13 protein-coding genes are annotated in these 17,158 nt (G+C 45.8%); 3 read left to right on the plus strand and 10 right to left on the minus strand.

All coding sequences use genetic code 11. From position 1 onward, the window contains the following. Positions 1-3 precede the first annotated feature (3 nt). On the plus strand, positions 4-2,523 hold the full coding sequence (locus ESB13_RS13065; RefSeq protein WP_129003970.1) for an ATP-binding protein: 2,520 nt from the start codon (positions 4-6) through the stop codon (positions 2,521-2,523). Positions 2,524-2,532: 9 nt separating this feature from the next. Beyond that, the gene (locus ESB13_RS13070; RefSeq protein WP_129003971.1) at positions 2,533-2,892 is read left to right on the plus strand and encodes an Hpt domain-containing protein; all 360 of its coding nucleotides are present in this window, start codon (positions 2,533-2,535) and stop codon (positions 2,890-2,892) included. 89 nt (positions 2,893-2,981) lie between these two features. Here ESB13_RS13070 and ESB13_RS13075 read toward each other — a convergent pair whose 3' ends face one another. The 4 genes from ESB13_RS13075 to ESB13_RS13090 form a co-directional block, all read right to left on the minus strand. Continuing rightward, positions 2,982-4,976, minus strand: a complete 1,995-nt coding sequence (locus tag ESB13_RS13075; RefSeq protein ID WP_129003973.1) for a protein-disulfide reductase DsbD family protein — start codon at positions 4,974-4,976, stop codon at positions 2,982-2,984. 20 nt (positions 4,977-4,996) lie between these two features. Continuing rightward, positions 4,997-5,452, minus strand: a complete 456-nt coding sequence (locus ESB13_RS13080) for a protein-disulfide reductase DsbD domain-containing protein (RefSeq protein ID WP_129003975.1) — start codon at positions 5,450-5,452, stop codon at positions 4,997-4,999. 156 nt (positions 5,453-5,608) lie between these two features. Beyond that, entirely contained in the window at positions 5,609-6,526 is a 918-nt protein-coding gene (locus ESB13_RS13085) for a hypothetical protein (RefSeq protein ID WP_129003977.1), read from the minus strand. A gap of 65 nt (positions 6,527-6,591) precedes the next feature. Next, positions 6,592-8,124: a hypothetical protein gene (locus ESB13_RS13090; protein ID WP_129003978.1), complete on the minus strand. Its 1,533-nt coding sequence runs from the start codon at positions 8,122-8,124 to the stop codon at positions 6,592-6,594. Between the two features lie 98 nt (positions 8,125-8,222). Between ESB13_RS13090 and ESB13_RS13095 the strand changes: the two genes are divergently transcribed. Beyond that, positions 8,223-10,211 carry a KUP/HAK/KT family potassium transporter gene (locus ESB13_RS13095; protein ID WP_129003980.1) on the plus strand — a complete coding sequence of 663 codons (1,989 nt, stop codon included), beginning with the start codon at positions 8,223-8,225 and terminating at the stop codon, positions 10,209-10,211. A 35-nt stretch (positions 10,212-10,246) separates the two neighbouring features. Here ESB13_RS13095 and ESB13_RS13100 read toward each other — a convergent pair whose 3' ends face one another. From ESB13_RS13100 to ESB13_RS13125, 6 genes are all read right to left on the minus strand, one after another. Next, entirely contained in the window at positions 10,247-10,615 is a 369-nt protein-coding gene (locus ESB13_RS13100; RefSeq protein ID WP_129003982.1) for a type II toxin-antitoxin system HicB family antitoxin, read from the minus strand. Continuing rightward, positions 10,608-10,871: a type II toxin-antitoxin system HicA family toxin gene (locus tag ESB13_RS13105; protein WP_129003984.1), complete on the minus strand. Its 264-nt coding sequence runs from the start codon at positions 10,869-10,871 to the stop codon at positions 10,608-10,610. Before ESB13_RS13105 ends, ESB13_RS13100 begins: the two co-directional genes overlap by 8 nt. 142 nt (positions 10,872-11,013) lie before the next feature. Further along, positions 11,014-11,946, minus strand: a complete 933-nt coding sequence (locus tag ESB13_RS13110; RefSeq protein WP_129003986.1) for a hydrogen peroxide-inducible genes activator — start codon at positions 11,944-11,946, stop codon at positions 11,014-11,016. A gap of 299 nt (positions 11,947-12,245) precedes the next feature. Continuing rightward, positions 12,246-13,160 (minus strand): S66 peptidase family protein, encoded by a 915-nt coding sequence (locus ESB13_RS13115; protein WP_129003987.1) that lies wholly within the window; start codon positions 13,158-13,160, stop codon positions 12,246-12,248. 58 nt (positions 13,161-13,218) lie between these two features. Further along, positions 13,219-14,460 carry a glycerophosphodiester phosphodiesterase family protein gene (locus ESB13_RS13120; protein WP_129003989.1) on the minus strand — a complete coding sequence of 414 codons (1,242 nt, stop codon included), beginning with the start codon at positions 14,458-14,460 and terminating at the stop codon, positions 13,219-13,221. A gap of 12 nt (positions 14,461-14,472) precedes the next feature. Further along, the gene (locus ESB13_RS13125) at positions 14,473-17,154 is read right to left on the minus strand and encodes a TonB-dependent receptor (RefSeq protein WP_129003991.1); all 2,682 of its coding nucleotides are present in this window, start codon (positions 17,152-17,154) and stop codon (positions 14,473-14,475) included. Positions 17,155-17,158: the final 4 nt, after the last annotated feature.

Here is a 17,158-nt window from a genome sequence, read left to right on the forward strand (position 1 = left end):
TATTTGGAATTCAAATCCTATGGCATTTTTTTTATGAATATCAACCTGCAGCAACAATTAAAAATCCTACTCAGCAGTAGTCTTAATATCAAGCTGGCATCGACGGGACTAAATTGTTCGGAGGAAGGCAACCCTGTTTCGTTTATGGCGAGTAAATCGTCCAATACCACGGAGGCAGGTTATCAGATGGAGCCCGAAGTGCGTATGTGGCTGAACATGCTGATATCGAGCATGCCCAAAGCAACACTTATTACAGACAGTGGCCGTTTTATACAACTTACCAACCAGCAGTTCTGTGATATCTTTCATCTATCAAAAACGCCGGAGCAACTGACAGGCTACAATACAGCAGATCTTGTAAACGATATTGCCGGCAATATTCACGACATACTGGGCTTTACCAGTAAAACGCTGGAGATCTATAATAACCGCCAGCCACTGGATAACGATGAAATTCATTTAAAAGACGGCCGCATTATTATGCGTGATCACAGGCCCCTATATCTTAAGGAGCAGTTCATTGGTCACTTATGGACATTTTCTGATGAAACCGAACGCATAAGAGGAGCCGACAGCATCAACAAACAACGTAATTTCTACGAGACCATCCTCGATAATATACCTGCAGACATAGCGGTGTTTTCATCTGATCACCGTTATCGTTTTGTAAATCCTGTAGGTGTTAAAGACCCTGTACTGCGCAAATGGCTGATAGGTAAAACGGATGCCGACTATTGTGTATTCCGCAACAAAAGCATGTCTATTGCCGAGGGCAGGCGGGCGCTTTTCAACCAGGTTGTTTCTACCGGAAAAGAGTATACCTGGGAAGAAAAGGTCGTTAACCGCAACAACGAAGACGAGTATCATTTACGGAAAATGAGTCCTGTATTCAATGAAGCCGGGGAGCTTGACATGCTCATCGGTTACGGGATAGACGTTACTGAACTCAAAAATATAGAACGCCAGGTGCAGCTGAGTGAAAAGAAGTATAAAGACCTTTTCAACTACAGCCAGGCAATTATATGTACGCATGACCTGGAAGGCAATTTACTGGAGGTTAACCCGATGCTTTGCCAGATGCTCGAAAAAAGCGAATCGGACCTGACGGGCAAAAATCTGCGCCAGTTTTTACCGGAGCAGGACCAGGGCATTTTCGACGATACCTATTTGCCTACCATTCAAAATAACAACAGGGCCAAAGGCCTGTTCCGCGTGATATCGGGCTCCGGGCGCAGCGTGTACCTGTTATACCAGAACTATAAAATGGTACCGGACAACCCTGATCAACAGCCCTATGTCATTGCATTTGCACAGGATGTAACCGACCGGATCAAAGCCGAAAAGCAACTGAAGGAAGCAAAAAAGTTAACAGAAGAAACGGCTAAGATCAAAGAGAAGTTTTTGGCGAACATGAGCCACGAAATCAGCAGTCCTATGCGCAGCATACAGGAGCTGGCCGGGGATATGCTGGTTGACGCTTCGTTAACGCAGGACCAGTTTCAATCGTTACAAAGTATTCACCGCTGGTCGGAACACATTCTGACAATCGTCAGCGACATACTTGACCTGGAGCAGGCTACCGAAGGCAACCTGGAACTGGAGGAAGTTAATTTCGACCTGGTAAAAGTAATCCAGTCTGCCATTGCGCCTTACCGTGAAATAGCAGCTTCCAAAAAGCTGGAACTTGTTTTCGACAATCACCTTACTTCGAGTTACAAGGTAGTGGGCGACCCGGCAAGGCTTACGCAGGTTGCAGATAATTTACTGAGCAACGCTATTAAGTTCACCCATACGGGGATCATTATCATAAGAGCCGACATAGAGAAGGAGACACCTAAAGCAGTGACGCTGCATTTATCGGTCAAGGATACAGGCATAGGCATAGCGGAAGATAAGCTGATAAAGATCTTTCAGCCTTTTGCACAGGCACATGAAAGCACCGACCGTAAATACCGCGGAACCGGGCTGGGACTAACACTTACCAAAAAACTGGTAGGCTTGCAACATGGCAGTATATGGGTTGAAAGCCAGCCACGAAAAGGCAGCACCTTTCATGTACAGATCACCTACCAGAAGCCGCTGGCTCCGGGCATACATAAGCCGGTTGCCATAACAAACAACACACCGGGCAACCTGGGAAAGCTGAAGATCCTGCTGGCAGAAGACAGCGAAATAAGCCAGCTGCTGGCACGCAGCGTATTGCAATACTGGGGATTTGAATCAAAGACCGCCTCCAATGGCGAAGAGGTCATCCAAATGCTGGAACAGGAAGATTTCGACCTGATATTAATGGATATACAAATGCCTAGGAAAAATGGCGTTGAGGCAACTATGGAGATCCGTAATATGAGCAATGAGCGTAAGCGTAATGTCCCGATCATTGCACTTACCGCTACAAGTATGAAGGGCGAAGAACAAAAATTCCTGTCCTCCGGCATGAATGATTATATTACTAAACCATTTAAGGAACAAGAATTGTATAATGTGATAAGCCGGGTGTACTATAGTGTTATCCGGGATTAATCATCGACTATGAGTGAGCAGAAGTTATATGATCTTACACTGGTGAACCAGGTGGCAAAAGGAAATGCCGTGTTCATCAAAAAGCTATGCGCCGCGTTTGTTACAGGCTCAAGGGAAGCTATGGATGAAATGAGCCATGCCATTGCAGCAGCAAACTGGCCCGAAGTAGGCCGCCTGGCGCATAAGGTAAAGTCTACCATCGACACGATGAATATTGTTGAAGCCAAAGTGCTGATAAGGGAAATAGAAGCGCTGGCAATACAGCAGCAGTCGCTGGAACAGGTGCCTGCATTATTAAGCAGGTTACAGGAAATGATCAACGCCGTATCGGCGCAATTAAACGCAGATTTTGATCTGAAGTTGCATTAGAGCATATATATATAAACAGGAAAGCCGCCCGAAATGAGCGGCTTTCCTGTTTATATTACTTACTGCATCAAAGAATACTGCTGTTGCTTCTATTTGCCTGATCTTTTGGCGAATTCTGCTTTCACTTTTTCAAGATGCGCAACAAAGTCTTTGGCAGTACCTTCATAACCATATTTATAGGTGCTGAGCGGTTCTTCTTTTAAATCGAGGAACATATACAGCGGCTGGGCATTGAAACCAAATTTCGTGATTTCATAGTCCAGGTTTCTATCACCTACATTGGTTATTTTCTTACCGTCTTTGTTGGTATACTTTTCTTCGTCTGGCAGTTCTACGGCATAGTGATCAACATAGAGGCTTATTAAAACGAAGTCTTCCTTCATTATTTTAAGCACTTCCGGATCGGACCATATGGAGTTTTCCATTTTACGGCAGTTAGCGCAGGAATGTCCTGTAAAGTCGAGCATTACAGGTTTATTCAACGCCCTTGCCGCTTCAAGTCCTTCCTGCAGATCAAAATAAGCTACGAGTCCGTAAGGCACATGCAGCTCATTCACCAGCTTCTGCGGCGGTTTAGCCGCTGAAGTAGCTGCTCCGGCACTATGGCTGCCTCCACCCGATCCTATTTTATACTGCAGTTGATTCAGATCGAAGTCCTGCGTAGTGGCAGGAGGCAGGATACCGCTCATTGCTTTCAGCGGAGCGCCCCACATACCGGGAACCAGGTACATCGCAAATGCAAAAGAGCTGATAGCGAGGAAAAGGCGTGGTACGCTTACATGAGGCATAGGGCTGTCGTGGGAGAAAGAGATCTTACCCAGCAGGTACATACCTAACAATACCGCCAATACGATCCAGAGGGCCAGGTAAACCTCCCTGTCGAGCAGGTGCCAGCCCTGGATGAGGTCGGCATTGGAAAGAAATTTCAGACCCAGCGCCAGTTCAATAAAGCCGAATACAATTTTCACGCTGTTAAGCCAGCCACCGCTTCTTGGCAGCGATTTGAGCATAGAAGGGAAAAGCGCGAACAGCGTAAACGGCATTGCCAAACCAATACTGAAGCCCAGCATACCAAGTATGGGCGCCAGTCCTATACCTTCTTTACTGGTTTGTGCCAGCAGCGACCCAACAAAGGGACCGGTACAGGAGAACGATACTATCACCAGCGTAAGCGCCATAAAGAAAGTGCCAATAAGGCCTCCCTTGCCGGCTTTGGCATCTGCCTTAGTGGCCCAGCTGCTGGGCAGGGTCAATTCAAAAGCGCCAAAGAACGAAATGGCAAAGACTATAAAAATAGCAAAGAACAGCAGGTTTGCTGTAAGGCTGGTTGAGATCTTATACAGAATATCCTGCCCGAATAACATGATCAGGATAAGCGTAGGAATAGTATAGATAAGGATAATAGACAGGGAATAAGTGGTAGCGCTGCGAATGGCGGCACCCCTGTTTTCACTTTTCTTCAGGAAGAAGCTAACAGTAACCGGAAGCAGCGGGAATACGCAGGGAGTGATAACCGCCGCAAGTCCTGCCAGCAGGCTCAGCAGAAAAGTGGTAAGCACTCCTCTCCCTTCGTCGCCGGTAGCAGCGGCACCCGCAGATGCTGCAGGAGCAGCAGGTAATACTTTTACAGAGAACGATTCACTGCCACTGGGAAATTCTTCGCCCTTGCGCGCCAGCCAGTCGAACGTGCCCCTGATAACAGCCGTATCTGTTGCTGCTACATGCAGCGGATATTGAAAGGTGACGCTATCGGTAAAGAAATGAAGCTCGGCTTCAAGTCCGGCATCTTTCACTACCTGCTGCTGCCCCTTCTCCACAGGCACGTCGCCTGAACGCACATACCTGGCAGTTTTAACAGAGTCGAAATGAATAGCGGAAACGAAGGCGTCGTCTTCGCTTTGTTTTTTAACGGAAAAAAGCTGGGTGCCTTTTTCTGCGATAGCCTTAACTGAGAGGGTTACCAGGCTATCGTTTGTGCGTTCGGCAGTAAAAGAAAACTGCACAGGCGCTTTATCCTGTGCAGCCGTCCTATTTAACATACCAACCGCAGCCAATAATACTACGATCGTTATTATTCTTTTCATTGTTGAGGGCTACGAACTAATTACAGTAACTTGATATCAAATGATTTAGTAGTAGGAGGTAAACACTGGCTATCATCGCATACCATATATTCTACAGTACCGGTGATATTGGTTTTTACTTTTCCTTTCAAGGTAATGGTTTGAACGAAGTCTACTTTTTCGCTGAAGTATTTTACATCAACGCCAAAGTTTTCATCGTGGTCTACCTTAAGCGTACCCACTTCTTTGGGAGAACCTGTAACTGTTACCAGCGGGTTCTTTTTGAAAGTGATCTTGGTTGGAATAGGACCTCCGTCTGGTGTAGACTGTGAATACAGGTGCCATGGTTTGGCAAAGACAGCACTGATCACCACTTCGTAAGTATTTCCTGTTTTCTTTTTAGCGGTAAAGGTCCATTTAACCGGATCTTTTACCTGCGCGTGTACGGTAGCTGAAACTGTCAACAGCAACGCCAATAACCAGACTAGTTTTTTCATTGTAAATCGTTTGATTCTAGATATAGATCTTTCTCTCTTTATAAGACGCACAAAAACGATGAACGACCTATATCGTATATGTTAATTTAATCCCAAAAGCCAAAACTGATTGGGGAAAGCAAAGTTACGGAATAGATAGAAGATAGCAGACAGCGCTTATTTCCAGTTATTATAAATGGAAAGCGCAGCGAGCGTCCAGAAGAAAATATTAGGCAGCCAGGTACGTCTTGGGTTAAGAAAAATATGCGAAGCAAGCGCTGCCCCGGGAACCATAGACAGCAAACCAGCTTCATAACCGGCATCTTTACTGATGAACATAGCCGGGATAAGCGCCAGCAACATAAAAAGTAAAACAGCCCACTCCTTCCGCACCTGTATCAGCATGCGGCTGGCATTAGCCCTCCAGGAATAGATTCCCGCCAGCAACACTACAGCAAGCGCTATAAGCGTAGCTACTACCGGGCGCAGATCGGGCGGAAGGCGGAACGGCGTTCCCCACTCAGGAATATAAAGCCAGATACTGTTAAGATCATTACGCAGGAATAGCACGAACAGCAGGAAATAAAAAGGTGTAAGTATGCCGATCAATAATATGAACCACTCGTTTAGCTGAAAAGGCCTTAAAATGGCGATAGCGACAAAACACACAAGGATAATGGTCATAGAAGGATGGTATAAAAGAACAGCCGTTCCTGCTATAAAACCAATATTATAAATAATAGACCGGGATTGGGAGGAACTCTTAAGTTGGGTCATTTTATGGAATAGCCAGATGATGAGACTATTACATAATAAAGCTGGCGTGATATGATTCCATTGCTCGAATAGCGAAGTGAACAGTACATAACACATGGCGGTAGTAAGCGCCTGCTTCTGCAACATCCGCAATTCATTGAGCATATAGTTCAAACGGAAAGCCTGCAGCAGTACAATAACATGGTAAAGCACCATAACAATCACATCCGGCAGTTCGGGCAGAGCAAACAGGAAAGGACTGAGCGCACCATTACCGTTCGCAGGTACTACCTGCGGCGGGTGCATGAAGAACGGCAGATGGAGCAGGATGCTGAGCATGATAACCCAAAAAACATTTGCTACAGACCGCTCGCGGAAGAGATTTACCACATTATATAGATGAATTAGAACTCCACTTTGGCAAAGCAAATATAGTTCCTGTATTCGCAGGGTACAATCATCTGGTAACTACTCACCTGTTTCGCAAAACGCGGCATAAAGCTATACCCCTTATCAAGGTTCTTGAAAGTTGGGCTTCTGTGAATCTGGCCATCGGCAGTAATGCTCTGATCATTCAGCAGAAGGTTCCTTTTTTCAAGCTGGTTAAACACGAAATGGATCTCGCTACCGGTACGCATGGTACCATAACCCAGGTAATTATCGCTATTGTCGTCGTATTGCGATTTGCGGATAATATTGGCCCATTCCATCGTTCCGGTGGTATCGAACGACATCACAGCTATATTATCAGCATAATAACGGGTTACCTGGAAGCCCCCGAAACCACCATAACGCCCCCAGGGATAGTAGTAATTATTAAACGGACTGCCCCAGGCGTAGTAGTTATAGGGAGAATAAAAAGGAGATCCCCATCCGCCATTCATATAGTCCCACCGGCTGTTGGGACCAGAGCGGGATGATGTATAAACCGACTCGGCAGCAATCGCAAAACCGCCATCTTTCCGCATAACTATGTTCTGAAGGAAAAAGTCGTTAAAGGCTGTTTTCACACTCCCGTCGCCTTTGGCTTCATTACGCAGCTCCTCGCTGAAGGTGGTATTGTTGTTGGCCAGGATAGAGGCGGAATTTTTATCCCAGAGACTGCAATAAAGGCCGTCAACATTCCCTCTTTTGCTTTTGCTATAGAAGGAAGTGAGCAGGTAATGTTTATTGACATTATCCACTTTCAGCCTGATATCGTCCATGAACAGGTTCATAAGGTCAATGGAGGCGAAACGGGCAGTATCGCTCACAGCAGGTTTAATAACCAGGTCGAGCCTGGTGATATTATCATTTTGTGAAGTTCCCGATGCACGGAGAAAAGCAAGATCTCCCTCATTATCGAGAACAAATTCGTTGAGAAAAGCGTTACGCTCATCCATAGCGATGCCCATGCGGCTCTTGCGGATCAATCCAAGTTTGCTGGTAAAGAGGCTGAGGGTAACAAGGTGAAGTTTGTCGTTTTTGGTGTTGATCTTTAACACGCCAATCTTCTCTTTGTCGTCGCTGTTAAGAATGGTATAGAGTTTTTTGGAGCTGGAATAGCTGATATCGGTTGTATCGAGCAGCAGTGGTTCGCCTACTATTTCGCCGTTACCGTCGAGTTTGGCCGCCATGCAGTAAACGATACTGCGACGCTGGTATTGGTAAAAAAGATAGGAAAAATCTTTATAGTAAATGAAGTCTACATTGATAGTACGGTCGGGCATGAAGTCAAGGGTATGCTTCTTCACTACCTTCATGTTGTTGTCGTAGGTAGTGATGGTATGATTGTCGCGATAGTTCTTATATATCAGAAAATGGTCATTCATTTTACCGATGACCTCAAAATTCAGGTTCCTGACATCTTCCCTGTCAGGTTCGGAATAGGATATTTTCTGAGCTATTGAACTACCTCCTGCCAGGAGCAAAAACGCCGCTACAATTAGACTTCTCATACCTATAATTTCAGCTAACAAATGTAAGGCTTACAAGGACACGATTTTTCATTATACATTTGTTAATATTTCAGAACACGAATTTTAATATTTTATTTGTGGGTAAGCAGTTAAATAAGGTTTCAGCAGCAGGTTTAGTGATAGCATTAGGGATCATTTATGGCGACATCGGAACCTCTCCATTATACGTATTAAACGCTATTATCAACGGTCGCGAGATTTCGGAAAAGCTAATACTGGGAGCATTATCCTGTATTATCTGGACGCTGACACTGCAAACCACCGTAAAGTACGTGATACTGACCTTAAAAGCCGATAACAAGGGCGAGGGTGGTATCTTCAGTTTATATGCGCTGGTACGGCGACAACGAAAATGGCTGGTAATCCCGGCCATGTTAGGAGGTGCAGCCCTGCTGGCCGATGGCATCATCACCCCTCCCATCACAGTCACCTCCGCCATTGAAGGCTTACGTACAATAAGCCAGTTCAAAGGCATTTCACAGCACACGATCGTATACATTGTCGTGGGCATATTTGCAGTATTCTTTTTCATGCAGCAATTCGGCACATCCGCCATAGGGAAGATGTTTGGCCCCATTATGTTCATCTGGTTTGCTACCATGGCATTGCTGGGTATAGCACACGTATCGGATGATGCCGCTATCGTAAAAGCGCTAAATCCTTATTACGCGATAGACCTGCTGGTTAATTATCCCAAAGGTTTCTGGTTATTGGGAGCCGTATTCTTATGTACTACGGGTGCTGAAGCGCTTTATTCCGACCTCGGGCATTGTGGCCGCGGTAACATAAGGGTTAGCTGGATCTATGTGAAAGCCTGCCTTATCCTGAACTACCTGGGCCAGGGCGCCTGGCTGCTGGCCAACTACGACCACGTAACGGTAAATGAAGCCGTTGCCCGTCAAATAAACAACCCGTTCTATGCCATCATGCCCGACTGGTTCAAAATACCCGGTATTATCATTGCCACCGCAGCTGCTATTATTGCCAGCCAGGCGTTGATAACAGGGTCTTTTACCCTCATATCTGAAGCAATGCGCCTGAACCTCTGGCCCAAATTAAAGGTCAATTACCCTACAGAGGAAAAAGGTCAGGCCTTTATTCCAGGTATCAATACCCTGCTGTTTATAGGTTGTACGGGCGTTGTTATCTTCTTTCAGAAATCATCGAATATGGAAGCCGCTTATGGGCTGGCCATTACCCTGTGTATGCTCAGCACCTCTATCCTGTTTGCTAATTATATGGTAAGCCGGCGCACACCTTCCGTGCTCATCTATCTGTACCTGGCAGTTTATTTTACAATAGAAATATCGTTCCTGATAGCCAACCTCGAGAAATTCCCGCACGGCGGTTTTGTAACGCTGGTAATTGGCGGCGGACTCTTTTTTGTCATGTACGTTTGGTTCCGTAGCCGCAGAATTAAAAACCGCTACGTCGAATTCGTCCGGCTCGAACATTACCTGCCCATGATCCAGGAACTGAGTAACGACAAAAGTGTTCCCAAGTATGCCACGCACCTGGTATATATGACCAGCGCCAACAACCCCAAGGAAATAGAACATAAGATCATTTATTCCATACTGAACAAAAAACCAAAACGGGCAGATATTTATTGGTTTGTACACGTAGACGTACTCGATGATCCCTATACCTGCGAGTACATTGTAGACCATATCATCCCCAACGACATTATACGCATAGAGTTCAGGCTGGGATTCCGGGTAGAACAAAAGATCAATCTCATGTTCCGGAAAGTAGTGGAAGAACTGGTAACGAACAAAGAAGTAAACATCACCAGCAGGTACGAAAGCCTCGAACGGAATAACGTAGTGGGCGACTTCCAGTTCATTGTGATGGAAAAATACCTGTCGGGCGACAACGAACTGCCATTTACAGAGAAGCTGATCATGAGGGTGCATTTCTGGCTGAAAGATATCAGCCTGACGGAAGAACGCGGTTTTGGATTGGACCCGAGTTTTGTAACAGTAGAAAAATTCCCGCTGATAATATCACCTACGCCAAGCATACCACTAAAGCGTATCTTCAACGAGTTTGAAGAGGAATTATAGGAGCTTACCTTCCCGGGCAAAATAATAAAGAGGTGCTACTGCTCGTGTAACAACACAGCAACAGCCTCTTTATTTCGTAAAGTATAGTCTATAGCCACCCGCACAAAATCGTTGAGTGAAATTTGGTTGATCGACGCCCAAAGCGCAGCCTCCTTATGAAGATAAGCGGGTATCCTGATATTAAAACTGCCTTTGTAAGACTTCTCAGGTTCTTTACCAAGCGCCTTACAAGTCTCTAAATAATCGGCTACCGCCGCTTTAAACGCCGCTTTAAGTTCCGCAACGTTCGTTCCCTCAAAAGTAACCAGGTCGTTGATGCCAACTATTCTGCCATGAAATACTTCGTCGGCAGAACTATAACGCACAGAACCATGATAACCGTTGTGTATTAAAGTATCAGTCATCGTTGATTAATTTTTTTTGTTTTAAATGCGCAATCAAATATTTGACTGCATATTCCTTCATGATATTTCCCGGGTGAGGCTTATGAAAACAGATCAGGCTTTTGTGCCGGTCAGCAAACTTTCGCCTCGACCCTCCCGTTTTCCCATTCGGTAATTCATAATACCCAAAATGATCAAGCAGCTTAACTGCTTCATCCCACTCGAAATCTTTTGGCTCCGACAGAAGCCTTTCCACCAACTTTTCAATCCTGCTCATCAGTTACACTGTTTGTTTGCCGAATACATATCCGATGGTTAACAATTATATATTGGCTATCAGGTGCAACTAATTTTCAGTCACAAATATACAAACTCCCCTGCAACTAAAAAACAGTTGCAATCTTTTTTCCCAAAATATTTTATATAGGAACGATCTGCTGCTTCTTGTTTTTCCTGATCTTTTCCGGAATGACCTGGAGTATGGTCTGCTTTAATACTTCTACCAGCTTCCGTTTCACAAAATCACGGTGAACAATTAAGCTAACCTCTCTAACAGGCGCCGGCTGCTTAAAACTGCGCAGATGTTTCAACTGGTTGGCAGTCATATCGGCAGTAGCCAGTTCTGGCAAAATGGTGATACCGTCGTTGATATCAACCATCCGCCGCAGGGTCTCCAGGCTGCCGGCCTCATATTCAAAATGGCTGGTTTTGCCTGCACGCCTTAATTCACACAGGTTGATGATCTGCGAACGAAAACAATGCCCTTCTTCCAGCAACCATAACTTATCAGGATCTATATCTTTAGGCAGCACATAGTTCTTACTGAACGCAGAATTATTTTTGGAAACGTAGACCAGCAATTCTTCATAAAAAAGAATGTTTTCTTTGATACCCTGCTCCTGGAGAGGCGTGACAAGAATACCGGCATCGATTTTCCCTTCACGTAATTTACTGATCATAAGCGCCGTCGTAAGCTCATTCACGATAAGCCGTACCTGGGGATACTTCTTGGTAAACGCAGGTACTACCAGTGGCAACAGGTAAGGCGCAATGGTAGGTATAATGCCCACCCGCAGCTCTCCGTTAACAATGCCCTTCTTTGCATCAAGCATCTCAAGCAGATCATTCCTGCCCGAAAGAATGCGGCGCGCCTGCTCAATGATCTCACGCCCCGCTTCCGTGGGTAATACCGGCTGTTTGCTCCTGTCGAAGATTTTCACACTTAGCTCTTCCTCCAGCTTATGGATCTGCATGCTTAAAGTCGGCTGGGTCACATAACAATGCTGGGCGGCTTCAGCAAAATGGCGATGCGTATCTACCGCTACAATATATTCCAACTGTGTAAACGTCATAGTATTTATCTATCAGGCCATAAAATTAATCGATTTGACTGATAAGTATAAAAATGCAACATTTGCTGAAGATAAACGTTGAACAACTGAAATCATTATAAACCGCTATGGCGGTATCACCGGTTCCGACGCCGATATAGGGCTCGGCAGATGGGAGTAGAGCACCCGGAGGACCGGAGTTGATGTATAGACAAGTAGTACATTAACTAGTTGGCTGACTGACAGATAACAGGAAATACCGGCAGCCGTCCTGTAATTTTCCCTGTTATCTGTCGATAGCCATTCTTTCCAAAAAAATATTACAACTGAACCTCCGAAAGTAACACATTGGTTCCCACCTGCAGCCGGTGTACCACCCCCGATTTCAATGCAAAGTTTTCATGTACATGTCCAACCGGAAAGTCGAAACAAACAGGATAGTCATATTCTTTAACCTGTTCCAGGATAATATCATATACCTGGCTGCCAAAAGGAATGGTGGTATCCTTCATATCAGAAAAGCTGCCAACGATAAGCCCCGCCAGGCGGCTAAGCTTACCGCTGCGTTTTAATTGCAGCCACATACGGTCTATATTATACAGGTATTCACCAACGTCCTCGATAAAAAGCAGATGCCCGCTGGTATCATAATCCGAAGCCGAACCAATAAGATGAGCAAGTAACGAAAGATTACCGCCAGTGAGTGGGCCAGAAGCCTCTCCTGGCCGGTTCATACTATGCGGAGTGGCGCTATACTGCATAGTACAGCCTGTTATAGCCTGGTAAATAGAATTAAGAAATACATCCTCCGCCCCGGTGCAGTCGTTAAAAGCGCCGGCCATGGGAGAATGCAGCGACGCTATTTGTTCTGTAGCAAAAAGATGAGCATGCAACAGGGTAATATCACTGTAACCAATGATCCATTTGGGCTGTTGCCTGAACTTTTCCCATTGCAGGCGATCTATAATGCGGCTCATGCCATACCCACCCCTGCCGCAAAGGATAGCCTGAACGCCGCTGTCATCCATCATCTGCTGCAAATCGGCAAGCCGGTCTTCATCCGTGCCGGAGAAATAATGAAATTGCTGCCCCGGCGTACTCCCCATCTTCACATGAAAACCCCATCGTCGCAAAGCAGCAATGCATTTCTCCATTTTTTCAAGCGCCATATAACCCGAGGGACAAACGATACCTATGGTATCGCCTTTTTTAAGTGCAGGAGGAACTAAAACCATCTTCAGACTATTTCAGCCAAAAGTATCTCATCCGCATGATATAGCCTACCATGGAAGATCACTTCACTTTGCCGGTTTTGCTCCTTTGTACCGCAGAAAGTACCCTGTTGGGATAATTGCTGATGATACCATCTACACCAAGCCCCATGATCCTCTGAATGTCCCCGTCACCGTCAACGGTCCATGGAATAAGACAGCTGTTTAACGCTGCTATACGCTGAACGGTTTCAGCCGTCACTAGCTTAAATTCAGGGCTGTATACGTCAGGTACAAAACCAAGTCGCTTAATATTATCCTCAACAGACGCAGCATTACCTACCAGGTACGAAAGAGCAAGCTCAGGATATTTCCTGTGCAGGTATTGAAGCGCCCTTACATCAAAAGACTGTATGAGCACCCTGTCTGAAAGATGCTTGTTTTCTATTTCCTTCACCACCAGGTCAGTAAATACTTCAGGCTCCGGGTGAAATACATTGTCACCTGCCAGCGACTTGATCTCGATATTATACTTAACAGGAGATAACTTCTTGGCAGCAACATAATTTTCTACGGAATCAAACACCTCAGACAACAATGGTTTATAGGCCGCCATTTTCTTCTGTTGCGCAAATTCAGGATTAGGCCTGCTACCCGCATCATAACGGCGCACACTGTCATAGCTCATCGTATAGATGTTGAACCCACGCTGGTTATCACGGGTAATGATGTCTTTACCCTCCGGAGTTCTTATCGCAAAGTTCATAAACTGATCATGAGACACCACCACCTTGCGGTCTTTGGATATTACACAGTCCAGCTCCAGGGTAGCCACCCCAAGCTTCACAGCATTGATAAAGGCAGGAACGGTATTACAGGGATATAAACCACAGCCCCCCTGGTGCGCCTGGATATCAAATTTACCGGCCGCTATATAACGGGGCTTAGATAAAGGTTGTAAAGCAAATGATGTATCTGCTGGTTTGGCAGCTACAGCTTCTTTCTCTCCCGTAAGCGTTAAACCCATTTCAGCCAGCGCCACATAAATACCCGTAACCTGCTGCGACGCACTCCTGAGGAATTTCACACCGCCCGAATACTCCACCATTTTAAAACTATCAACCCACAACCGCTCCAATGTGGTAGAACCAATAGCGGCGCTGATAACCAGCTCAGCATTTACAAGGCTTACCTCGGCAAACTGGGCAGGACTGCCAGCCGGGAAAATATACTTCCCCGCATATTGAGACAAAGATGTATCAGGAACCTGAGCCTGCACCTGCAGGCTTATAGCCAATAGAAAAAAAGCAAATAACTGTTTCATACAATTGAATATTTAAAAACCAAGTTTCAGTAACACACCAAAAGTGCCTCTGTTACCCGCAATATAAGTGGGCATGCCAATGGCATCACCGGTATTGCCTGCATCTATCAGGAACTTCTCATCAAAAATATTTTTACCAAATACGCTGATGTCGTATTGAAGTTTACCTTTTTGCCAGCTAAGCCCCAAAGTACCGTTAGCCACACCATACCCGTCCTGGCTCAGATCCTCCCTGTTATTATTATCGAAATAAACTTTCGATTTATAGGTATAGGAAGGACGGAAATAAAAATTCATCGTATTGCCGCGAAGCGGGAAGTTAAGATCAAGACCACCGGAGAAACTGTTCTTGGGAGTAAGACGGAAAGTATTACCTGCGTTCTCCTGCGCATTGCCTTTCTCATCTTTATCATTGAACTGGGCGTCTATATATCCCCAGTTACCAAAGATGCTGCTGTTCTTATAGAAATAATACTGTGCCGCCAGTTCTAATCCAAAACTATGCGCCTTACCGGCATCTCTGGAAACATAAGTAAGATTACCATTTACAAGCTCATAGGCATTTGACTGGAAATGACTCCAGTCATAATAATAGGCTGCTACATCATAAGAAAGCTTGTTATGCAGCAAACGGCCTTTGGCGCCAGCTTCATAACTCCACACAATTTCAGGCTGAAGGAAAGTAGTATCAGAAACAGTTACCATGATCACGCCAGGACGGCGGCCACGGGAAACAGAGGCATATACATTATTATTGGGCGCATAGTTGTAACCCAGCGCAAGACGCCCTACATACGACCAATATCCTTTCTCCACACTGATCTTACCATTGGTTGGCTTCCAAAGCAGGTTGGGATACTGCCCCATCAGAATGCCCAGTCCGCCCGGCTGTTGCGAAGGATCGGCCTGATAACCGCCCATTTGCTTTTCATAACTCCCCCTGATACCTCCTGTGATCGATAATTTCCTGCCCGGCTTGTAAGTGCCATCAGCAAAAAGTTCGTAAGCAGTATTCTTTCCATAGTCATGCGACCACTCTTCGTGATAGGTCTGAAGCGGCGCATTGGAGATAGCAGCTACCAACTGCCGTATCTGCGCAGGCAAAGCGGCAGAAGGAATGCCCGCCGCAGCAAGTATCGCCGATACATTAGGAAGATTGGTAGAATAATTAGGCACCCCATTCGTTAATACCGGCTTCGGAACAAAGATCATAGGCAGCAATGCATTTACCTGGACGCTCGAAAAACCAGCTCCCATAAGCTGCTGTCCCACAGCAGCACTGATGATAGGCATCGCAGCCACATAAAGCGCCTGCTCATTCACCCTTAACGGCAGATCGGTGTGTGCATTTTCATGAAAGAAGCTGCCACCGATAAAACCGGAGAAATTCCTTTTATTATCATAGTTCAGCCTTAACTCCTGGCTAAACTGTTTGCCTTTCGCAAGTTCATGTAAAAAGAGAATAGGCGACATCGTTCCGTCAGCATCAAACGCCTCATCAGAATCGTAACTACGGAAACCAGTGATAGACGAAAGGCCCAGCCTGTCTGAGAAATTATGATTCACCAGCAATGTAAGCGCCACCACATCCCGCTTGATATACAAAGAATCCCCCGCATCTAACCCCGCTTTTGTCCAGGCTTTCGTATCTCCGCCCGGAGGCGCGTACTGGCCACTCTTGAAGCTGGTGCCAGGATAATTATCATGCTGGTAGTTTACAATGAAGTCGGCAGTAGTATTAGGCCCCGCTTTAAACCGGGTGGTATTTCTTAAAGCAACAACATTCCTGCCGTTTAACCTTCCACCAGCTGCATTTTCAATAAATCCGTCGCGGTCATTGTAATAAAAAGCAAACCTGTTGGCCCACTTGTCGCCAATAGGCGTATTGATAAAACCATTGGCTATCTTCTGATTCCAGTTACCATACCCAAGTTGTATAGCGCCTGAAAGCTTATCTGTAGGTTTGTTCTGGATAAGGTTAACAGCACCAATCTGCGCACCTCGCCCAAACAGTGTTCCCTGCGGACCTTTTACAACCTCTACCCTTTCCATATCAAAAAGCTCGGCGACAGACCCGCGTGACCGCGACATGGAAACGCCGTCCTGGAATACCGATACACGGTTTTGCGTACGCGTATCACCTTCATCAGAAGTTATCCCCCTTATCACATAGCTGGGATTATTAGGGCTCTGCAATTGCATCTGAAAACCAGGAACCAGCTGCGTAAGCTCATCATACTGGCGCACACCCATTTTATCGAGCGTAGCACCGCTGATGGCCGATACCGCCACCGGAATATCTATACGGCTCTGTAAACGTTTTTGCGTTGTTACCGTTACCTCCTGCAAATCGGTAGCCGACATGGCTAAAGAGATGTTCACCACCTGCGGAGCAGATGACACCACTACTGCACGCGAAAAACTACTATAGCCCACAGGAGACACCTGCAAACGATAAGTTCCATAAGGAAGCTTGGAAAAAATAAACGCGCCGGCACTATCAGTTTGCGCAGACCATTTCTTCTTCTCGGTATTTACAAGTATTACTGTTACTGAAGGAACGGAAGCCTGAGCGGCAGAGCTAACAACACCTGAAACAGATCCGTTACTTTCTTGCGCAACCAGCCGGGAGAAAAACACCGGTACCAATAGCAGAAGTAATACAAGGGTTAAGTGTGAAGGCGTTTTAAACATGAGT

Source organism: Filimonas effusa (genome assembly GCF_004118675.1).
GTDB classification, from domain to species: domain Bacteria; phylum Bacteroidota; class Bacteroidia; order Chitinophagales; family Chitinophagaceae; genus Filimonas; species Filimonas effusa.